The organism is Hyphomonas sp. KY3, assembly GCF_017309975.1.
Taxonomy (GTDB): domain Bacteria; phylum Pseudomonadota; class Alphaproteobacteria; order Caulobacterales; family Hyphomonadaceae; genus Hyphomonas.
This window is the reverse complement of sequence record NZ_CP022271.1, coordinates 825379-846387: the sequence shown is the minus strand read 5'-3', so window position 1 is coordinate 846387 and position 21009 is coordinate 825379. Positions and strand designations below refer to the sequence as shown.

The window sequence follows — 21009 nt, the reverse complement described above, 5'->3', positions numbered from 1 at the left end:
AGCGGCGCAACCTGTAAGGCGGATTGAGCCAAGCGATACCCGCCAGATGGTGAACGCCTTTGAGGTTTCTGGTGGAGAGGCAATCGCATTGGGCAATTCTGCATACAAAAATCACCACTGCAAAATGGAGGACTCAGGGACATATCCTGCGACCAGGGTCTTGAATCTGATGTTTGGGGACACCGCCTCAAGTTCAGGAAATACAGACTTGGCAACGCACACCTTGTGCTCCGCCCGACCAAGCCGGAACAGAAGCTGATCTTTCGTCACCTCTGGTCGAAGATGCATGCTCTTGAACTTATTGACCAAAAAATAGCCATTGCCGAGCTTCTCAATACTGTAAGACGAACGCTCCAGATCAATCGCATCCAGAACAACTGTAACGTCCATCGCCGTCAGTTGCGGCGCTATGTCATTCAGCAAGGCCTCATCATATGTGGCCTCACGAACACTTAACTGGTCTTCGAAAAGGCTCAGAAGCTTCCGGGTGCCCTCCGGGCGCGCAAGCAGGCAATTCCTCAAATCTATGATGGTGATCGGGTCATGCCGAAAATACTCGTCGGCCTCTTCCTGCGTGTCGAAAAATTCGGCGTCCAAGCGAAGGACAAGCGACGCCTCCTTTACACTCTCAAAGCCCTTTCCCGGACTTGGCCACTGCTGGCGTAATGGATCAAGATCTGTGGGCATCAACGCGTTCAAAAAACACTCATCCATCCCGGGGGAAAGCAAACAGAAGTCAGCTTCATCTTCCGTTGCCAAATTGTCCGGCACGAAAATTGTGACAGCTTCCTGGTCAAGCGCGGCAGGGTGGGTCTGCCAGACCGGCATATCTCGCACGAGATCCTGGACCACGCCCGGTAATCTATCGAAATGCACCATGCGCGACATGTCGTAATCACTCATGGGGTGCGGATCGCTGGGATCCGGAATGGGACGCCTCATATATCACAGACCTTGTTTGAGATACTTCCTACAGCAAGCGTTCGTATAGGATGGATTGAGCAAAGCGATACCCGCCAGATGGTGAACGCCTTTGAGGTTTCTGGTGGAGAGGCAATCGCATTGGGCAATTCTGCATACAAAAATCACCACTGCAAAATAGTGGACTCAGGGAGATATCCTGCGACCAGGGATTTGAATCCGATGTTTGGGGACACCGCCTCAAGTTCAGGAAATACGGACTTGGCAACGCACATCTGGTAGCGCTGCCGATCAGGCCGGAACAGAAGCTGACCTTTCGTCACCTCTGGCCGAAGATGCATACTCTTGAACTTACTGAGAAAAAAATAGCCATTGCCGAGCTTCTCAATACTGTAAGACGAACGCTCCAGATCAATCGCATCCAGAACAACTGTAACGTCCATCGCCGTCAGTTGCGGCGCTATATCATTCAGCAAGGCCTCATCATATGTGGCCTCACGAACACTTAACTGGTCTTCGAAAAGGCTCAGAAGCTTCCGGGTGCCCTCCGGACGGGCAAGCAGGCAATTCCTCAACCTCGCAATGGTAATTGGATCGTCCCGGAAATACTCGTCGGCCTCTTCCTGCGTATCGAAAAATTCGGCGTCCAAGCGAAGGACAAGCGACGCCTCCTTTACACTCTCAAAGCCCTTTCCCGGACGTGGCCACTGCCGGTGTAATGGATCAAGGTCTGTGGGCATCAACGCATTCAGAAAGCATTCTTCCGTCATGGGGTGAAGCAAACAGAAGTCAGTTTCATCTTCCGTTGCCAGATTGTCCGGCACGAAAATTGTGACAGCTACCCTGTTGAGCGCGGCAGGGTGGGTCTGCCAGACCGGCATATCTCGCACGAGATCCTGGACCACGCCCGGTAATTTATCGAAATGCACCATGCGCGACATGTCGGAATCACTCATGGGGTGCGGATCGCTGGGATCCGGAATGGGATCTCTCATATATCACAGACCTTTCTTCTTTTGTGCATCACCGCTCTCGGCCTGCTTCAGAGAAACTTCTCCCTCGGCAACCTCTATGCAGTAATCATTCGTACTGCTGGAGGATGTGAACCTCAAGCCTGACAATTGCGCTTGAGCTGGCCAAGCAGGAGAGACACCCGAACTTAAATCCCTATCCGTCTGATAGCCCCTTCCCCCATACTTCCCGCATGGATGCGCAGACCGACATTCTCAAACGCGGGTTGGAACACGCTGCCCTTGCCGTGATGGGTGCGTCGGCGCTGGCGAACCTGCATCTGGGGCCGAAGCGGATCGGGCGCGGCCTGGCGCAGCGCGTCTCCGGCCGGCTCCGCATTCTTGAGACAATCGTCCGCCGTCTGATCCTTGTCATGGCGCTCAGCCTGTCCCCCGCCCCGACCCTGCCGCGACCGGCCAATCCCGCACCAGAGCCCGACCTGCCCGAAGGCGTCGAACTGGCCATCTTCCCGCGCCTCTCCCCCAGACGGCTAAAACTGCTGCCCGCGCGCCAGGCCTTTGAAGGCCCCGGCGGCTTTCCGGACATTTCCGGTACCAGTTATGGACCCGTTTCCCCCCACAAGCTGATGGCCCGCATTGCTGCGCTCCGGCGCGTGATTGCCGCGCCCGAAGCGCACGCGACCCGCCTCGCCCGCACCCTCAACCACCTGCAGAAAAACGGCGAGCCCAAGCCAACGGTCGGCGCAGCAACGCCCGCCTTTCGCCTCTCGCCTGAGCTTGGCGCGCTGGCCGCCATGTTGCCCGCGCAGATCAGCGCCGGGCTGGAAACATGGGAAAGCTCTGGCTGACTCCCCCTGAAAACCTGCCCTGTTCGCCCGTTTCCCTCGCGTGACGGCCCCTTGTCATGCCTGTCATTCTTTCCGCGTGGTGGTACACTCCCGACCGGGAGGATACGCGTATGCCACGACTGAAACAGGCGGGCCGCGAAGCCGGAAATCCGTTCGCGAACCAGATTTTCGATTTGCTGTTTGAAGACCGGGACCCGATTGCCGAGCCCGGCACCGCAACCGGAACGCCCGGAAACTGGTGGACAGTTTTCAACATTGTGCCGGATGCCTTCAAGCACACGACCGAAGGCTTTCAGTTCTACCGCTCAAAGAACCGCAAACTCGATCCGAAACTGCGCGAACTCGGCCAGATCCGCGCCGGCTTTGCCGTCGGCTCACAATTTGTCTTCTCTCAGCATTGCAAGGCCAGCCGCGATGCCGGCCTGACCGAAGATCAGATCGCCGCCATTCCCCACTGGCAGGTCGCAGACTGTTTCAGCCCGCTGGAACGCGCCGTGCTCGCCTATACGGACGGCCTGGTCCTGCAACGCGGCCGCGTGCCCGATGGTGTGTTCGAGGCCCTGAAAGCGGAATTGTCAGACGAGGAAATCCTAGAATTCACCTACATCACCTGCACCTATATGATGCACGCCATCATGAGCCGTGCACTGAAACTGGAATATGATGATGTGGATGAACGCGTCGTCGAAATCGCTGCGCCGGATGGATCGGATACAGATGTCATGTCGATGGTCGACAAGGGAGGAAACTGAACATGGCCTATCATCATCTCGCGCTCGCCGCGAAAGACATGAAAGCCACGCATGCATTCTATGAAGGCATCATGGGCTTTGAACTGGTCAAGGTCGAAGTCGCCCCAATCATGGGCGGCGGCTGGGGCAAGCATTTCTTCTATCGGATGGATGGCGATGACAGCCGCTTCATCGCCTTCTGGGAATTGCACGAGACCGATGGTAGCGACGATTATGTCTACGACATCAACGCCGCCGCCAAACTCCCGCCGGGTACAAATCATTATTCTTTCTCGGTGGATACGAAGGAAGAACTGGAAAGCTGGAAACAGAAATGGCTCGCCGCCGGGCTCGACGTGTTCGAGATCGACCATAATTGGTGTCACTCGATCTATACGAAGGACCCGAACGACAATGCAGTGGAATTCTGCCTGACCTCCGGCACCTTCACCGAGGCCGACCGCCAACGCGCGCTGGACGCCTTGTCGGAAACCGAGTTCAAACCCTCTCCGCCGCCGGCCTTCATGCAAATGTGGAATGCCGAGAAAACCGTCAGCTAACTACCAGCGCGCCGAATAGCCTCTCGTATCGACATGCACGAACGGCCCATGCGCCGCATTCGATCCATAGGCCGATGCGCCGCCCACGACCCAACCTTCGGGCTGCTCGGCGGCAAGTTCGTCAATCAGCTTGACCAGCGCGCGGGCATCTTCCTTGTCGATCCGGCCATTGCCGTCGAGATCATCCATCTGCCCGTCCCGGTCCTGATCAATATAGATATCGGCGGCATCACCATACAAATGGCGCGATGAAGTCGTCGTATTGCCAATGGCCGCATTATAGAACGGCGTGCGATAGCCACTCATCACGAAGAAAGTATCCGCTTCCCAGCCCTTCTCATTGGCAGCGGCAAGAAGGGTTTCGAGCTTCACCAGCATTTCCGGCTGCATCAGCAGATAGGTCGGCTCATGTCCCGGCTGCTGCTTGCAGCGGAACTGGCCGAGCTGGAAATTGGGCGAAACGCGCAGATCCTCCGACATCGCCGTCAGGTCGATAAACCCCTTGGGCACGGCATAGGAAGGAAGGTCCCGCAACGGTCGGGCATACATTCCAATCCGATAGCCATTCAAGCTGTCATCCACGCCATTCTCGAACGGCGTCAGCACCAGCAGGTTCAGGCGGGTTTCAGCGCCGCGATGGGAGATCTTCATGTCGGCCATCCCCGGCGCCTCCGGAGCGGTCCAGGCAATCTCCGCCGCGTCACGGCTCAATTTTCCATCAGAAATCTCAATACGGGCATCTTCGGGAATGGCCAGCCTGATCTCCTCCCCCGGCATGGCGGAAACAGAGATCAGCGGCAGCGCAGAGCGTGTTCCGTTTACGGTAATCTCGACGCCAGCACCTGTCTTGACGGTCTCAGTCTTGTCGACCGGCTGGACCGGGTGCAGCTCCGCCGATGCGATGATCCAGGGCAGGAAGATGAATTTCATGAACGCGGAAAATATGGGTCTGGTCCTCTTGTCTGGTCTGAGCAGGCACGCATCACTTTAACCATTACGCATGCCCCCTCAAACGCATCAGAGCGCAAATAGTGCCATACTTTTTCTGATGTTTTTCAGAGCCGTAATTCGGAACCGGAACGGGCGCGATCGGTTTATCCAGCAACACCGCGAAGAGTTCCGCCAGTCTTCCCGACCGGCCAGGCCAGCCTGCTGCGGCGGCCGCGCTCTTCTCTAACAAGAGTATTTTGGAGATTATTTATGCGTACGCATCGCCGACTTCTTGCATCAACCCTCCTCGCGACCGCTGGCCTGCTGACCGCCATTCCCGCCAGCGCCCAGCATGCCGCGCCCGCCGATACTGTGCAGCTGGCCGACCTGAGCGAGAAAGAGGCCATGGGCGGCGAACTTGAAGCGGAAAAAGCCTCTGCCATCCAGACCCTGATCCTGAATGACTGGCTGGAGCGCGAATTGGGCAGTGAGACCGAAGCTGGTGTCCTGACCACAGTGCGCGCCGCCTATGCTCAGAATGTCTTCAAGCCGATCTGGACCGAGAAAGGGATCCGCTCGCTGAAGCGCGCGCGCAGTGATCTCTTCTCATACGGCCTCGTCCCATCCGACGTCTCGAAAGCCAACCTCAACAAGATCGCAGCCAAGCGCCTGAAAGGCGACAGCGACGAGATTCGCGCCACAGCCGATCTGCAACTGACCGCAGCCTGGATCCGCATGGCCTCTGCCGTAAGCGGAGGATTGTCCGATAATGGCGAAGCGGCAAAATCGAAGACCGATGCGCCCTCCAAATCCACTGTGCAGAAAAGCCTGATCAAGGCGGCGCGGGGCGATGCCGACGACATCCTTTCCGAGCTCGAACCTGTGCACCCCCAATATAATCGTCTCAAGAAACAGCTGAAACAGTATCGCGAAATCCGGTCGGAGGGCGGCTGGCTCGCCATCCCGGATGGGGAAGCGATTGAACTGGACGACGAAGACCCACGTATTCCGGCCCTGCGCGACCGCCTGGAAGCGGAAGGCTATTACACGCCCGAGACATGGGCAGGCGATTTGCTGTCCGCCATCAGCATGGCTTCGAAAAATGATGACGGCACATCCGCTACGGAGATCGTGTTTGATGAGCGTCTTCAGAGCGCCCTGAAGGACTTCCAGCGCCATCACGGCCTTGAGGATGACGGTGTTGTGGGCCGGAACACGCTTGCGGCGCTGAATGAGAGTGTCGACTCCAAAATCGACCGGATCGCCGACACGATGAATCGCTGGCGTCATTATGATGATCTGGGTGACCAGTATATCTGGGCCAATATTCCATCCTTCACCGCCGAAGGTTGGCGTCACAACCGTCGCGAAATCGCGATGAAGACCATTGTTGGCATGCCCAGCCGTGAAACCCCGGTTTTCTCCGACCAGGTGGAATACGCAGTCGCAAATCCGCGCTGGTATGCCCCGGTCAGCATCGTGCGCCGCGACAAGCTGCCAAAGCTGGCCAAGGACCCGTCCTATGCCGCCCGCAAGAATTTCAGGGTGATTGAACGAGCCACGGGTCAGTCTGTCTCCGCCGCCTCGGTAGACTGGACCGATCCAGTCGCCGCCGACAACTACCAACTGGTCCAAGGCCCTGGCGCGAACAATGCGCTGGGCGATCTGAAAATCATCTTTCCCAATCAGTATTCTGTCTATCTCCATGGCACGCCCGGCGTGAGCCTGTTTGACAGGGCCCAGCGCACGTTCAGTTCAGGCTGCGTCCGTCTGGAAAGGCCTGAAGACATGGCGAAATGGATTGCGGCGCATGACCCGGAAATCACATCCAGGGATGTATCGGAGGCGCTCGAAGGGTCAAATCCGGAACGAATCGAGTTCAAGTCCGAAACCCAGATTCACATCACCTACATGACCGTCACAGTGGACGAAGACGGGGAGCCGAATTTTTGGCGTGACGTCTATCACGAAGAAGACGGCATCGAGATGGTCGACAAATATGCCCCACTCTACCAGCCCGCCCAGGATGAGGAACTGGCTCAAGCGACATCCGACCAACGCAAGGGATAAGCCTTACTGGCTCGCCCAGAGAATACGGGCGAGCCAGGCAATCTCTGACGGTTTGAAACTGCGCACGGGATAGGCCGGGTTCAACGAGGCCAGTTCAACTGTGCGCGTATTCTTGCGCGCCAGGACCTTGGCCATCACTTCGCCACCAACAGTTTTTGCCACCACCCGATCGCCCGGTTTCACTTCGGAACCCGGCGACACGATAATCCGGTCCCCGGCCCGATAGGCCGGCTCCATGGAATCTCCGCTGATCTCCAATGCGTAAACCGACTCCGTTTCCAGCCCCGGAAACCGAACCTCCTCCCAGCCCCCGCCAACCGGAAACCCGGAATCATCGAAGAAGCCGTCCTGCCCGGCTTGCGCAAAGCCTATCAGGGGGGCAATCGCTCCGCGCCGACCATCGACCAAGGCGGCAAAATCCTCAAACCGACTGCCAACAGATTCCAGGACGCGCGCAAGGCTTTCCGTGGACGGCCAGCGCGGACGTCCATCAGCCCCTTCCCGCTTGGAAGGATTGAAGGCCGTCGGATCCAGCCCGGCCCGGCGTGCCAGTCCAGACGGCGTCAGCCCATGATGCGCAGCAAGGGCATCAAGCCCCCGCCAGATATCACGATGTTTCATGGGATAATTTTCCCAAAGGTTGCACCTGCCGCTAAATAGGAATATTCACCTATTGTCAAGCAAGAGGTGGGGAAATGGCAATGAAACTGTTCATACATGGCGTTCCGGATACGCCGCATCTGTGGGAGCCACTGATTGCGGCGCTCGGTCTCGGCGCCGATGACTATCGCGCCCCCGCCCTACCCGGCTTCGGCTGCCCGCGTCCGGACGGGTTCAGCGCAACCAAGGACGCCTACGCGAACTGGCTGGTCGAGCAGATGGAAGCGGCCGGTGGCAATGTCGATATTGTCGGCCATGACTGGGGCGCACTGCTGACCCTGCGCGCCGTGTCCCTCAGGCCGGATCTTGTAAGCAGTTGGTGTGTCACCAATGCGGTGATCGACCCCGACTATCGCGGCCACTCGCTGGCGAGGCGCTGGGCAACGCCTGTGCTGGGTGAGCTTGTCATGCTGGGCATGCGCAACAAGAAACGGCTCCTTCCTGCACTGGTTTCCGGCGGCATGCCGCGCAGCCTGGCCGAGCAGGAAGTTCCGCTCATCGACAAGACGATGCGGCAGAGCATTCTTCGCCTCTACCGGTCAGCGGCCGGCCTGCGCTTCTCGGATGAATGGGTGAAGGGTCTCGAAAATCTGCCGGAGCGCGGCCAGTTATTCTGGGGCGAGACGGACCCTTATGTCGACCTCTCTGTGGGCGAACGATTTTCCAAACGCTGGAACGTGCCGCTGCATGTCGAGCGCGGCGCCGGACATTGGGCCTGTGCGGAGCGGGCAACCGAGTTCGCTACCCTGCTCCAATCACACTGGGCCTGAGTTTCAGGCAGCTTCCTTCTTCGGGCTGCCCAGTTCCTGTTTCACGCGCTCGGCCAGCTGGCGGACTGTGAACGGCTTCGGCAGGAACGAGACCGCACGGTCGTCGTCCAACTGTTTGGCAATGTCGCGCTCGGCATAGCCGGAGATGAAGATCACGCGGGCATGACCCAGCAGATCCTTGGCTTCGCGGATCAGCGTCGGACCATCCTTGCCCGGCATCACCACATCGGAAATGACAAGATCAAAACTTTCCGGATTGTCCTCGAGAATTTCCATCGCTTCTTCGCCATCGCAGGCCTCTTCGACTTCATAGCCGCTCGACCGTAGCAAGGAGGCGGCAATGCCGCGCACGCCATCTTCGTCCTCGATCAACAGGATGCGACCGCGACCGGAAATATCCACCGGCTGGCTGGCAATTTTCTCGGCCTGCGCCATGTCCACCGGCTCAGGTATTTCCTCTGCCTTGAGCGCGGGAAGATAGATGTGGAACGTTGTGCCCTTGCCTACGCTGGAAGTGGTGCAGATATAGCCGCCCGACTGCTTGATGATGCCGTAGACCGTCGCAAGCCCGAGACCTGTGCCGACGCCAGCTTCCTTCGTCGTGAAGAAGGGCTGGAAGATCTTGTCCATGACGTCTTTCGGCATGCCGTGACCGCTATCTTCCACTTCGATCAGCATATAGTCGCCATCGCTCACAAAGGCGAAGCCCTTGTCCTGGGCTTCCTTGCCGGTGGCGCGCGCCGTGCGGATTGTCAGCTTGCCACCATTCTTGTGGCTGAGCATCGCGTCGCGCGCATTGGTGGCAAGGTTGAACAGTGCGTTCTCAAGCTGGTTTTTGTCGGCCTTGATGTAAGGCACATCGCGGCCATGCTTGACGTCCAGTTCGATCCGCTCATCCAGCAACTGGCGCAAGAGGATCGAGAATTCAGACATGAAGTCCGTCACCGCAAACACTTCGCGCTTGAAGGTCTGCTGGCGCGCATAGGCGAGCAGCATCTTCACAAGGTCTTTCGCACGGATCGAGAATTCGTGGATCGATTTCAGATTGGAATAGGATGGATCTCCCAGAGGGTGGTGAACCATCAGCTGTTCATTGTTCAGGATGATGCCTTGCAGCACGTTGTTGAAATCATGCGCGACGCCGCCGGCCAGTTGTCCGATGGCCTGCATCTTCTCACCGTGCGCCAGACGCATTTCCAGCTGGCGCTGTTCGGTGATGTCCATGACATAGGCCACCGAGGGACGGCCTGCGCCGTCAAGCGCCACGAAGACGTTTACGTGCTTGGGCTCTTCTCCAACCAGTTTCAGGTTCACTGGCTTGTCGATGGCATCAATGAGCAGGCTCTTGAGTGCATCTTCGCCTTCTTCCGGGGCAAACAATTCAGAGAACTTGCCGCCCGGCGCGGCTTTGCCCTCGGTCAGGTCCATCAGCGAACGGTTGGCATCCATGATGATTGCGCTGTCTACGCTGCCGCCCTCGAGGCGCACCGCTCCAAAGGGCGCATCATCAAACATCGGATCACCATCCGGACGCGGTGGGCGCGACGCAGTCGAAATGCGGAAGCCTTCCTCGCCGGTGTTCATGACTTGCTGGCTAGCCAGAATGATCGTGCGTCCGGTCGCGTCCGCGCCCTTGCCCGACCAGGTCGTAATCGCCTGAACCGGGCGCTCAACACCATCACGTCCGCGCAGCTGGATGTCGACCCGGCCCGGCACGCCGGACTTGCGGTCACGCGAGAGCATCTTCACGAACTCAGGGCGCATGATGTCGTCGATACGAATATTCTTGGCCGTTTCCGGCAGACCCAGCATATCGCGCAGCCAGCCATTGGCATAAGTGATCGTGCCATCCGGGCGCGCAGCGAAGAAGCCCATCGGCGCGTCTTCGACATAAAGCGATTTCAAGTCGGCCGCGCCGGTCGCTTCGCGCTCGCCGGCGATCGGACGAATGCGCCAGAGTACTTTGTCACGCGGTAGCGGCGACACAGTGATTTCGAACTGGGCGGGCACACGCTCCGGGCCGATCGTGATCGGCGGCAGGATTTCGCGGCGCGCATGACCGGCCTTCGCCCCCTTGGACAGGCGGTAAACCGGTGCGGCCAGACCTGGATTGGCACCGAACAGGCGATCCACGGTCACCGGAGCGCCTTCGGCTTGGGAGCCGATCAGCGCAAGGCTTGTCAGCTCGCGATAAGATGTATTGGCCGCAACAGGCGCCCCCCCCTGATCGGCAATCAGGACCGATTCATCCAGCGCCTCGATCCAGCCAAAGCGCGGCGTCGCCGCTTGAGCGGCGCGCGCAATCGAGCCTCGCTCCGGGAACAAGCCCAGCATCCGGCCAGCGCCGCGTACGCTCCACAGCAAGAATACCAGTCCACCAGAGGCCATCGCAATCAGCAGGATCGGACCAGGCGCGCCCGAAGCATTTGGCCAGGCAAGCGCAACACTGGCCGCAGCAATCGAAACGAGCAGGCAGACCCAGAACGAAAGCTGCATGAAATCCACGCGTCCGCGCTCAGTCACTTCGCTTGTTTCAGCGGTGGTATCCTGATCGTCAGCGGGAGCGGCCTTCGCCTGCATTTGAAAATCCATTGGTCGCTTTACACTCCTGTTGCCAGCCGCCAAGGTCAGGCCAGCACTCTACGCCTTTTCCGTTCGGCATCACTGCCGACTCAGTCATACGGAATCCTAGTGTACCAAATGTGGCACGACAAAGGTTAATGAAAGCGAAAAAGGCGTTAAGACAAACGTTGAAAATTACAGAAATCACAGTGGAATCGGAGCTTTTCATGAGACGAACTTCAACAGCAATCGCAGCGCTCCTGCTGCTCGGCGCCTGCCAAAGCGCGGATGACACAACGCTGCCGCCTCCTGTCGCTGAAATGCCGCCTGCGCCAACCCAAGCCGACCGGAGCGAACTGGTCGCGGCCGAAAGCGCCCGGCTGAATGAATGGTTCGAGGACAAGTTCCAGGAAACTCTGGACCGCAACCCGATGTACCAGACCTATCTCGGTGTGAAGACCGACTATGACAAATGGAATGACGTCTCCGACGCCAAGGCTATCGAAGATATGGAAATCCAGCGCGCCAATATCGCTGAGATGAAAACACTCTTTGATTTTGACCTACTGAATGATCAGGCCAAACTGTCCTGGCGGCTCGCCGAATATGAGCTGGCCGAAGCAGAAGCCGGATTTCCGTATCGCCACTATGATTATGTTTTCGACCAGATGCGCGGCGTCCAGTCCGGCATTCCGGCCTTCTTGGTCAACCAGCATGGCGTGACCAGCCTGTCCGATGCGGAGGCCTATGTGGCCCGCCTCGAAGGCGTGGAAACTTACCTGGCGCAAAACATTGAAAATGCGGAATATTCCGCCAGCCTCGGTATCATGCCACCCGCCTTCGCTTACCCCTATGTACTGAACGATTCCAAGGGCGTAATCACCGGCTATCCCTTCACGACCGATGTGAGTGATGGCAGCGAAGACAGCCCACTGATGAAGGATTTCCGCAGCAAGGTCTCCGGACTTGTTGAGGCCGGAACGATTGACGATGTTCAGGCGGCTAAGCTGCTCGCTGATGCCACCACCGCCCTCACATCAGCGGTCGGCCCGGCCTATGAAAACCTCATCGCGACCATGACCGAGCAGGCCAAAAGCGCGACCACAGAGGATGGCGCATGGAAGCTGCCCGAGGGCGACGCCTATTATGCGATGCGTCTGAAGCGGATGACGACGACCGACAAGAGCGCGGCAGAAGTCCACCAGCTCGGCCTTGACGAGGTGGCTCGCATCCATGAGGAAATGCGCGGGATCATGGCGAAGGTCGGATTCGAGGGCACGCTGAAGGAATTCTTCGAGTTCATGCGAACAGATGAGCAATTCTATCTTCCCAACACTGAAGAAGGCCGCGAGGCCTATCTGGCCGAAGCTCGCGCCCAAATCGAGCTTATGAAGGTCGACCTGCCCAGCGTATTCAACACATTCCCCAAGGCTGACATGATCGTCAAAGCGGTCGAACCATTCCGCGAGAAATCCGCCGGCAAGGCCTTCTATTCCCGCCCTGCCCCGGATGGCAGCCGGCCCGGCACTTACTATGCCAACCTCTATCGCATGCAGGATATGCCGACCTACCAGTTGCAGGCCCTCGCCTTCCATGAAGGCATTCCAGGCCACCACATGCAGATCGCCATTGCGCAGGAGCTGGAAGGCATTCCGAGCTTCCGCAAGTATGGCGGCTATACTGCCTTCTCCGAAGGTTGGGGCCTCTATTCGGAATTCCTGCCAAAAGAGATGGGCTACTATTCCGACCCGTATGACGATTTCGGACGACTTGCGATGGAGATCTGGCGCGCAGCACGCCTGGTCGTCGATACAGGCATCCATGACAAACAATGGACCCGCGAAGAGGCGATCCAGTATTTGCTTGACAATACGCCCAACCCGGAAGGTGACGCGAAGAAGGCCATTGAGCGCTACATCGTGATGCCGGGACAGGCAACGGCCTACAAAATCGGTATGCTCAAAATTCTCGAGTTGCGCGAACAAGCCAAGGGGGAACTTGGTGAGTCATTCGACATCGCCGAATTCCACGATGTTATCCTGAAGGATGGCCCCGTGCCCCTGAGCATTCTGGAAGAGAATGTCATGGCTTGGGTCGCCGAGAAAAAGGAAGACTGATCATGACTTCACGCAGCTTCGGTCCCGCCTGTTTCGCTTCTGTCGCACTGGCGGGGCTGGCTGCGTGTACATCTGTGCTGGCGCCGGTGCTCAAACCGAACGTCACCACGGACGTCGTGAAATTGGAGGGCGGCAACTGGCAGCTGGATCCGGCTCACGCCGCCCTCACCTTCAAGATCGATCATCTGGGCTACTCGACTTATATTGGTCGGTTCGAACGATTTGATGTTCAGCTGAGCGGCGCCGCTGACAATCCAGCCGATGCGAAGGTCGAAGGCAGGGTGGACATGAGTTCGCTCGACATCGCAAATGACGAGTTTGCCGAAACGCTTATGGGAGCAGACTGGTTCAACGCCGCCAACTTCCCCGAGGCCCGGTTCCAATCGACTCGCATCGTGATGACCAGCGAAACCACAGCGGACGTCGAAGGCATCCTGACCCTGCATGGAAAGAATGCCCCGGTCACTCTGGCCGTGGCATTCAATGGCGCGGGCTTCGACCGGCTACGCAACGCGCAAGTGGCCGGATTCTCGGCTACCACGGAGATCGACCGGACCGTTTTCGGCATCAGCCGGTTCAGCGGACTGATCACAGATATGGTGCGCGTTGAAATCGAGGCGGAACTGTTAAAGACTCCCGGCGTAACTTGATCTGACGGGTCTACCCTCCCTATCAGGGAACAGGATCAGAACTAACATCAGGAGATTCGGGGATGCTGGGTGAAATGTTGGCGGAGGTCTTCTCCGTATCGGGCCTGTTTACGTTATTCATGCTATTGTTGCTTCAGGCCGTGCTCGGCTTCGACAATTTGCTCTACATTTCCATCGAATCAAAACGGGTCGGCGAAGCAAAAGCGCCGATGGTGCGCCAATGGGGCATCGGCCTCGCAGTGCTGTTCCGGATCGTCCTGCTCTTCGTCATCGTCGCGCTGTTCGATGCTCTGGCCGAGCCTTTGTTCGGCTTCCATCTATCAGGAATAATCGAGGGAGAGTTCACCTTCCAGAGCATGATCACCTTCGTCGGTGGGGCCTTCATCATCTACACGGCGATCAAGGAAATCTCCCACATGTTGACGGTGGAGCACATCGAACACAGCGAGGGCGGCAAGTCGAAATCTGTGTTGCAGGCAATTGGCCTTATCGTGGCAATGAACCTCGTCTTCTCGTTCGACTCCATCCTGTCGGCCATGGCCATTGCGAATGAGGAAATCGCGCGCATCGTGAATTCCGCTGGTGAAACGATTGGCACGTTCAAGGGCACGGTCACCGATTGTAAGGAAGCCCTGATCGCTCAGCCAATAGCAGATGCGGTCGCATGCCGGCCGGGCAAGGACTACCAAGTCTGGTTGATGGCAATTGCGATCATCGCGTCAGGCATCGTCATGGCGTTGATGGCAAACGCGGTGGCGGACTTCCTGAAGAAAAACCGGATGTATGAGGTCATGGGCCTGTTCATCCTGTTTCTCGTCGGCGTTCTTCTGGTCACCGAGGGCGCACATCTCGCCCACTTGAAACTGTTCGACTACACGATCGAAGCCATGTCGAAGTCTTCCTTCTACCTCGTCATCTTCGTACTGGTGGTCACTGACATCATCTCAGTACGCTACCAGCGCCGCCTCTGGGCGCAGCGCGAGGCTGAAATTCTGGGTGGAGGCACCGAAGAAGCGTCGAAAGCGGGCGCTGAAGCCAATATGTAGCAATTGTTGGGCAGCCCCTGCCTAGCGCAGAAGGGCTGTCCGCCGATTGATGCGCACCGCCATCCGATTGCCCTTCCGGCCAATCTCGCCTTCGGCAACAACAGCGCCATCGCGGCCACCGGTCAGCAGCTCAACGGGCTGATCGGCTGGCAGGCCCAGCAGCAGGGTTGAACCCGGCTTGAGATTGGCAAGGCGTGACATGGGTACGCTGAGGGATGCCACGCGCGCCGTCAGCACAGCCGTCATGGCCCCTGCCCCAACAACCGGAGCGACGTCGCGGGAGATGCGCTGTTGCGAGCGCGTCGTCGGCACATCGCTGGACAGGTCAAACAGGTCATCCTCAGCTAGGATCAGGCGCGCCGGCATCTTGATGTCATCGACGCGCACATCGAGATCGAGAATGGATGTCATGCCCGGTCCGGCAAGGGCGCAGGCGAACTCCGCATCGGTTTCGATGCGAGAGAATTTCAGTGAGGATGCCAGCGCCGCTCCCAGGGGGCGTACCAGGCCTTCGAGGAGCGCAGCATCCATCGGCGTCAGGGCGCGGTGATGCCCCTGTGTCGGCTTTCCGCCACAGGCAGTCTCAATGAGTGCATTTGCGAGCGACGCGCTGATCACCAGCATCGCCGCAATTTCACCACCGGGCGCAGAATAGCAGGCAATGGCGGAGCCACGACCAGCGCATTCTGTTGCCAGTCCCTGGTCAAAACTGCCACGCGCGCTGGCGCGGGCAAGCGCCGCCGCCTTCAGACCGCAGCCATCTCTCAGCGCCAAAGTCAGCCGGGACGCAATACGGCGCGCATCCTGTGTAATTTCGGTCGGTTCAGCCGGCGCCAGCTTGCGCAAATTCGGAACATCAACGTCCGTAACTTTGACAGGCTCGGGTTCCGGTTCTGGCATGTCGTCCAGGTTGGGACGCAACAATGCCTCGATCTCGGCGGCGCTCAGCACGCCGCGAGATGTCGGGATTGGACGATCCGGTGTGATTGGCTCGAACGTCGTCGGCATGTCGAGCATGATGTCGGCTTCCCGTCTGGGAGACATGTCCCAGCCGTCATCGGCAGCAAGAGGCAGATCATTGGTCATGGTTCGGTGAGCCGACTTCCGTGTTCCAGTCTGTTTTGCGTCAGATACGGTTAACGACTGGTTAGGAATTTCCGCTTTGGTGCGGTCATTGTCAGCCATGATTCCACTCGAAACTCCGCCAGTGTTAATGCAGGTCCGCTTCGCGTTAAATATCACATGCCGTCGTTAAGGCCTTGATTACCATGCTGTAAGACATCCTTTGGACCTTGATGCCATTATGTCCTCAACGCATGAGGCTCCAAGCATAACCGCCGAAGCGTTGGGTTGATGGGCAAATGAAAACGGCGGTGATCCGATCAGGATCACCGCCGCTTTTTAATTCGGAAATGGTTTTGCGCAGGCTCAGTCGTCGCGCAGCGTGCGTTCCTTGCGCTCGTGGCGCTCCTGCGCTTCGAGGCTGAGCGTTGCTGTCGGACGCGCTTCCAGACGGCGCAGGCCAATTGGCTCGCCGGTCACTTCGCAATATCCGTAGGAACCGTCATCAATGCGGCGCAGCGCGGAATCGATCTTGGAGATCAGTTTGCGCTGACGGTCACGGGTACGCAGCTCAAGAGCCTTGTCGCTCTCTGCTGAAGCGCGATCGACAATATCCGGCAACGAACCTGACTCATCCTGCAAATTATTGATCGTCTGCTTCGCACCGTCGAGGATATCGGCTTTCCAGTTCTCCAGAAGCCGCCGGAAGAAGGCGAGCTGACGCTCGTTCATGAACTCCTCGTCATCCGAGGGGCGATAGTCGTCCGAAAGGTCAACACTCATCGCTTATCACCTTACTCTGTTTGGGGGCGGATATAGACCGCCTAGCGATTCTCTGCAATTCCTGATGCTGTGTAATTTTTGTCAATGTTTTCAGACAATTGAGGCGAAATCATGTAATCTTCATGAGTTTGTCCCTGATCCTCGGCACCTGAAACCGACTATTCCCGTGCAATTTACAGGCCGGGACTTGATCTTTCTGACGACGACGCGCTCTATAAACGCCTGTCTAAAACACAACTGATGCACTGGTTTCAGCGTAGATGGCCCGACGCCGGAAAACTATGGATAAGTCGTCCGGCTGGATGCAGGCAGTAGTGTTCAACTCACTGCTGATCCTCATGCCGGTGATTGCTGCGCAAAGTCTTGCCATGGCATTCTCTGGCGAGAGTTTTTCAGAGTCCCCCACTATTGAATCGATTGATCAGACCCGTCGCAACATTGACGAAACGTTTGCGTCAATCGCCCCCCGCAATGGCGGCGACAAGTACAAATTCTGGCACGACATCGTTGAACGTGAACTGATGGATATGGATGTTGCGGCAGCACGCGGCTTCCTCCTGGCGGCGCCGCAAATGCTTGATCGGGAATCGGTGCGCGAACTCGAAGCTGACTCCAGCGGTGTGAAGCTGGACCGTCCGGATGACCGGATGGCCGCGGCCGCGCTCCGTAAATTACCTCTTGATATCGGCCTGAAGTTCGAAAAGGCACAGGCATCCGCCGGCCCAAGAAACACGCCCTCTTCCACAAGTATCGTGGAGGAAGAAGAGGCCTCCGACGATCCCGCCGATACGCAGGATGCCGATGTGCCAAACGAAGAACCTGAAGTGACCGTATGGGGCAATACGCGACCCTCAGACCGCCGGTTTGTGCTGCTGGGCAGCTTTTCTGATCTCGCCAACAATTCCGAACGCTGGCTGAAGGGCGACCGGGTTGATCCCATTACGCTGAAGATCACGGCGCTCGCCCTGATCGGCGAGGAGGGGTCTGATGGTGTGTCGGACGGCAATGTACGGGCCGCCTCGATCCTGAAGTCCGCGCGCAGGGCACGGCGCATGACACCCGAATTCACCGCTTACATGAAGAGCCGGCTGAATGATGCCCTGCCCGACACTGTGTTGCGACCAGCCCTGGAAGAATCGCTCGGTGAGCTGGCCACGACAAGTGTCCGCGTAGACCGGGTACGGAGTGCTTATCTCAACTCCATTGATGCGGGCGGCCTGCAGCAGCTCGAAAAGGACCTGGCCCAGATCGATCGTATTGGCATGCTGACCAGCACACCGGCGGCCATCACTTTGATTGAACATGTGAAAGACAGTTCAGACTTGCGGCGCGCGCGCTTGCTCGCGGAAGCTGGCGGAGACCGGTCCGTTGCCCTGGTCAAGCAGGATGGTCCTGGCGCGCTGCGGATCGCCGACACCGGAATCAAATGGACGCAACAACTGATGTTGCAGGTGATGGGGCTGACCGCATCCGGTCTCGCCCTGCTCTATGTGATGATTGCGACCTTCCGACGGAACGTCCGGCTGCCGAAGAAGAGCGTAGAGCCCTCCGGCATCTGATCCCTACAGATTGAACGCGCCGCGAATGCCGTCGATCAGAAGCTGTACCGAAAGCGCCGCAAGGATGACGCCCAGGATTCGTGTAAGTGCCCCGGCAACACTCGCGCCCATGAGACGCACCAGCGGCCCGGCAATCAGAAATATCACCAGCGTCAGCAGGAGGTTGAGTCCAATCGCCGACAACACGACCCCCTTCTCGATCCAGTCCGACTTGTCCGACATGTAGAACATGGCGGTTGCAATGGAACCGGGGCCTGCCACCATGGGAATCCCCAGCGGGAATACCGAAATGTCGTCCGGCTCGGGATCGGCGGAGTGCGTACCGAGATGCTCTTCGGCCCGGTGTTCGCGCCGCTCGGTGCGCTTCTCGAACACCATGTCCAGTGCGATCATGAACAGCAGAATGCCGCCAGCCGCCCGAAACGCATCAATGGAAATATGCATTGCGCCGAGCAACCAGGATCCACCAAACGCAAAACCGTAAATGATGATCGTGGCCACGATGATGGACTTCACCGCCATCCTTCGCCGATAGGCGGCGTCGCCGCCCGCCGTAAGCGTCGCAAACACAGGTGCGACCCCCAATGCATCGATCAGCACGAAGAAAGTGACAAATGTCGCGGTAAATAGGGAGAGAAGGTCTGCGCTCATGGGCGCCGACCTAGTCCTTTTGACCCGTTGCGTCGAGGATTTCCTGCACGAGCGGCGCAACGATCACTGAGTCATTCAGGCCTTCAAAGCGGGAAAGGTCTGCGCCGCCAGTCGCGAGCGAGAGCATCATGCGGTGACCGCGCAACCTCTGGAGTAGGCCGTCGGTTCCGCGATGCCCGTCAGCACTGGCGGTACGCCCATTGCCGAGATCGACAACAAGGCCTTCGCCCTGCCCGGCTTCCAATAGCGATATCCCCTCTTCGAGGGAGACCGGCTTGGTGTCGGGGATGGGATCGATACGCATCACACTCCCCATCACTCCGCGCCTCGCGCGTCAGCCGTCATGAGTTTGCGGCAACGGCTCAGCGCGCGATAAAGGCTTGAACTGGCAACATCAGCCGAAATTTCCAAGACTGCATCGCGATCCTCATCGCAATCACACGCCGCAAGCAGCCCGGCCAGAGCTTCCGCGGTCTGCGCATAGGCCGGGCCATCGACCTCTCCCAGCAGATACATTTGCATAATGGCGAAATAGGTGCGGCCTGCCTGAGTGGTCGCATCATTCGGGCGCAAAATATCTTTCTCACGCAGGACACGGGCGCGATTTTCGAGCAGGAGAACGCCGCGCCGATCGCCATTTCTGACAACCGCGCCGTTCACCACGAATGTTTCGCCCGGTTTGAGGGACAGCTTCAATGGCATGGCGTCTGATTCCACTCCTGCAGATTTCGGTAAAATTTGCAGAAAGGCGTTAACGCTTGATTGCGATCCGGTTAGCCGGGTCGAATGAAAACAATCAACTGCACGCTTGGAAGTGTGCCATGCGCCCGTTTCCCATATGCATAGGATCATACGGCCTGCGTCAAATCCGGTCCGTCATGGTCCTCTCGGACAACCCAACCAAACCCGGCGCGGCGCTCATCTGAAGCTTGAGGCACTGCGGCGGCACGCATGGCCATTCCCTTTTACCACACTCACGAAACCGGCAGAAATGATTTCGATGCTGCACTGCGGTGACAGGCCTTTCGCCACGTAAGCGCTTGCTCCTGACTTCCGCGACACTATTGTTGGATCAGACCCAGATGAGGAAGAGTTCATGCGCTTTGAAGGCACCCAGGATTACGTCGCCACCGAAGATTTGAAAGTGGCCGTCAATGCCGCGATCGCTCTGGAGCGTCCGCTCCTGATCAAGGGGGAACCCGGCACCGGCAAAACGGTCCTCGCCATTGAAGTCGCCAAGGCGCTCGGCGCCGAACTCATCGAATGGCATATCAAGTCCACCACCAAGGCGAGCCAGGGTCTTTATGAATATGATGCCGTGTCTCGCCTGCGCGATGGCCAGATGGGCGAAGAGCGCGCCAAGGACGTGGCGAACTACATCAAGAAGGGCAAGCTGTGGGAGGCGTTCACCGCCGAGAAGCGCCCGATCCTGCTGATCGACGAGATCGACAAGGCCGACATCGAATTCCCGAACGATCTTCTGCAGGAACTCGACCGGATGGAGTTCTATGTCTACGAGACCGACCAGACGGTGAAGGCCCTTCAGCGCCCGATCGTGATCATCACATCGAACAATGAGAAAGAACTGCCGGACGCTTTCCTGCGCCGCTGTTTCTTCCACTTCATCAAATTCCCGGACGAAGAGACGATGCAGGAAATCGTCGACGTGCACTTCCCGGACATCAAGAAGAAACTGGTCAAGGACGCGTTGACGACCTTTTACGCCATGCGCGAATTGCCGGGTGTGAAGAAGAAGCCGTCGACATCGGAATTGCTCGACTGGCTCAAACTTCTGATGAATGAGGATATCGACCTCGAAACGCTGCAGGAAACTGACCCGGACCGTCTGACGCCACCGCTTCATGGCGCGCTGCTGAAGAACGAACAGGACGTCGCCTTGTTCGAACGCCTCGCCTTCCTCGCCCGTCGCGGCGACAGCAGCGGAGGCCGCAGGGGCCCGGCTGGCTGACCACAGACCAGTTAAGTCGACCTTTCCGAACATAGAACTCTGGGATAGCACCCCCTAAGGGAGCATTTGCCATCCATCTGAAATTGATACATTGTATCATTTCAGATTTAGGAGGATGCCATGCTAGCTGACGTCAGACGAACGGCGTT

At 58.1% G+C, this 21009-nt stretch carries 20 protein-coding genes; 10 read left to right on the top strand and 10 right to left on the bottom strand.

Annotated elements, in window-relative coordinates; translation table 11 throughout:
* Nucleotides 1-111: 111 nt before the first annotated feature.
* Together CFA77_RS04355 and CFA77_RS04350 are read right to left on the bottom strand one after the other, a co-directional pair.
* Nucleotides 112-903, bottom strand: a complete 792-nt coding sequence (locus CFA77_RS04355) for an imm11 family protein (protein ID WP_206992416.1) — start codon at nucleotides 901-903, stop codon at nucleotides 112-114.
* A gap of 182 nt (nucleotides 904-1085) precedes the next feature.
* A complete protein-coding gene (locus CFA77_RS04350) occupies nucleotides 1086-1877 on the bottom strand; it encodes a hypothetical protein (protein WP_206992415.1) in 792 nt (263 codons plus the stop codon).
* 248 nt (nucleotides 1878-2125) lie between these two features.
* Here CFA77_RS04350 and CFA77_RS04345 point away from each other — a divergent pair, with 248 nt between their 5' ends.
* The 3 genes from CFA77_RS04345 to CFA77_RS04335 all read left to right on the top strand — a co-directional run bounded on the left by CFA77_RS04345 (nucleotide 2126) and on the right by CFA77_RS04335 (nucleotide 4031).
* Nucleotides 2126-2740 (top strand): hypothetical protein, encoded by a 615-nt coding sequence (locus CFA77_RS04345; protein WP_206992414.1) that lies wholly within the window; start codon nucleotides 2126-2128, stop codon nucleotides 2738-2740.
* Between the two features lie 110 nt (nucleotides 2741-2850).
* The gene (locus CFA77_RS04340; RefSeq protein WP_206992413.1) at nucleotides 2851-3492 is read left to right on the top strand and encodes a carboxymuconolactone decarboxylase family protein; all 642 of its coding nucleotides are present in this window, start codon (nucleotides 2851-2853) and stop codon (nucleotides 3490-3492) included.
* Between the two features lie 2 nt (nucleotides 3493-3494).
* On the top strand, nucleotides 3495-4031 hold the full coding sequence (locus tag CFA77_RS04335) for a VOC family protein (RefSeq protein WP_206992412.1): 537 nt from the start codon (nucleotides 3495-3497) through the stop codon (nucleotides 4029-4031).
* On the opposite strand, the gene CFA77_RS04330 is transcribed toward CFA77_RS04335, so the two are convergent.
* Nucleotides 4032-4961 carry a D-Ala-D-Ala carboxypeptidase family metallohydrolase gene (locus CFA77_RS04330; protein WP_206992411.1) on the bottom strand — a complete coding sequence of 310 codons (930 nt, stop codon included), beginning with the start codon at nucleotides 4959-4961 and terminating at the stop codon, nucleotides 4032-4034. It lies immediately after the preceding gene.
* Between the two features lie 270 nt (nucleotides 4962-5231).
* Here CFA77_RS04330 and CFA77_RS04325 point away from each other — a divergent pair, with 270 nt between their 5' ends.
* A complete protein-coding gene (locus CFA77_RS04325) occupies nucleotides 5232-7031 on the top strand; it encodes a murein L,D-transpeptidase (protein WP_206992410.1) in 1800 nt (599 codons plus the stop codon).
* Between the two features lie 3 nt (nucleotides 7032-7034).
* Here the strand turns inward: CFA77_RS04325 and CFA77_RS04320 are convergent, their stop codons facing one another.
* Entirely contained in the window at nucleotides 7035-7652 is a 618-nt protein-coding gene (locus CFA77_RS04320) for a helix-turn-helix transcriptional regulator (RefSeq protein ID WP_206992409.1), read from the bottom strand.
* An 80-nt stretch (nucleotides 7653-7732) separates the two neighbouring features.
* Between CFA77_RS04320 and CFA77_RS04315 the strand changes: the two genes are divergently transcribed.
* A complete protein-coding gene (locus CFA77_RS04315; RefSeq protein WP_206992408.1) occupies nucleotides 7733-8461 on the top strand; it encodes an alpha/beta fold hydrolase in 729 nt (242 codons plus the stop codon).
* 3 nt (nucleotides 8462-8464) lie between these two features.
* On the opposite strand, the gene CFA77_RS04310 is transcribed toward CFA77_RS04315, so the two are convergent.
* Complete coding sequence (locus CFA77_RS04310) at nucleotides 8465-11053, bottom strand: response regulator (protein WP_206992407.1); 2589 nt, start codon at nucleotides 11051-11053, stop codon at nucleotides 8465-8467.
* Between the two features lie 197 nt (nucleotides 11054-11250).
* Between CFA77_RS04310 and CFA77_RS04305 the strand changes: the two genes are divergently transcribed.
* The 3 genes from CFA77_RS04305 to CFA77_RS04295 all read left to right on the top strand — a co-directional run bounded on the left by CFA77_RS04305 (nucleotide 11251) and on the right by CFA77_RS04295 (nucleotide 14836).
* Nucleotides 11251-13140 (top strand): DUF885 family protein, encoded by a 1890-nt coding sequence (locus CFA77_RS04305; protein WP_206992406.1) that lies wholly within the window; start codon nucleotides 11251-11253, stop codon nucleotides 13138-13140.
* 2 nt (nucleotides 13141-13142) lie between these two features.
* Nucleotides 13143-13790 carry a YceI family protein gene (locus CFA77_RS04300; RefSeq protein WP_206992405.1) on the top strand — a complete coding sequence of 216 codons (648 nt, stop codon included), beginning with the start codon at nucleotides 13143-13145 and terminating at the stop codon, nucleotides 13788-13790.
* Between the two features lie 62 nt (nucleotides 13791-13852).
* Nucleotides 13853-14836, top strand: a complete 984-nt coding sequence (locus CFA77_RS04295) for a TerC family protein (RefSeq protein WP_242517485.1) — start codon at nucleotides 13853-13855, stop codon at nucleotides 14834-14836.
* 21 nt (nucleotides 14837-14857) lie between these two features.
* Here the strand turns inward: CFA77_RS04295 and CFA77_RS04290 are convergent, their stop codons facing one another.
* Together CFA77_RS04290 and dksA are read right to left on the bottom strand one after the other, a co-directional pair.
* Nucleotides 14858-16021, bottom strand: a complete 1164-nt coding sequence (locus CFA77_RS04290; RefSeq protein ID WP_206992404.1) for a FliM/FliN family flagellar motor switch protein — start codon at nucleotides 16019-16021, stop codon at nucleotides 14858-14860.
* A 243-nt stretch (nucleotides 16022-16264) separates the two neighbouring features.
* Nucleotides 16265-16681, bottom strand: coding sequence for an RNA polymerase-binding protein DksA (dksA, locus tag CFA77_RS04285; protein WP_034816146.1), 417 nt, complete (start codon nucleotides 16679-16681; stop codon nucleotides 16265-16267).
* A 281-nt stretch (nucleotides 16682-16962) separates the two neighbouring features.
* Here dksA and CFA77_RS04280 point away from each other — a divergent pair, with 281 nt between their 5' ends.
* Nucleotides 16963-18240, top strand: coding sequence for a hypothetical protein (locus CFA77_RS04280; protein ID WP_206992403.1), 1278 nt, complete (start codon nucleotides 16963-16965; stop codon nucleotides 18238-18240).
* 3 nt (nucleotides 18241-18243) lie between these two features.
* Here the strand turns inward: CFA77_RS04280 and CFA77_RS04275 are convergent, their stop codons facing one another.
* The 3 genes from CFA77_RS04275 to flbT are packed head-to-tail and all read right to left on the bottom strand — an operon-like array spanning nucleotide 18244 to nucleotide 19593.
* On the bottom strand, nucleotides 18244-18891 hold the full coding sequence (locus tag CFA77_RS04275; protein WP_206992402.1) for a MarC family protein: 648 nt from the start codon (nucleotides 18889-18891) through the stop codon (nucleotides 18244-18246).
* Nucleotides 18892-18901: 10 nt separating this feature from the next.
* Nucleotides 18902-19195: a hypothetical protein gene (locus CFA77_RS04270; protein WP_034816140.1), complete on the bottom strand. Its 294-nt coding sequence runs from the start codon at nucleotides 19193-19195 to the stop codon at nucleotides 18902-18904.
* An 11-nt stretch (nucleotides 19196-19206) separates the two neighbouring features.
* Nucleotides 19207-19593 carry a flagellar biosynthesis repressor FlbT gene (flbT, locus tag CFA77_RS04265; RefSeq protein ID WP_206992401.1) on the bottom strand — a complete coding sequence of 129 codons (387 nt, stop codon included), beginning with the start codon at nucleotides 19591-19593 and terminating at the stop codon, nucleotides 19207-19209.
* Nucleotides 19594-19987: 394 nt separating this feature from the next.
* Between flbT and CFA77_RS04260 the strand changes: the two genes are divergently transcribed.
* On the top strand, nucleotides 19988-20860 hold the full coding sequence (locus tag CFA77_RS04260; protein ID WP_034816136.1) for a MoxR family ATPase: 873 nt from the start codon (nucleotides 19988-19990) through the stop codon (nucleotides 20858-20860).
* The last annotated feature ends 149 nt before the right edge of the window (nucleotides 20861-21009 follow it).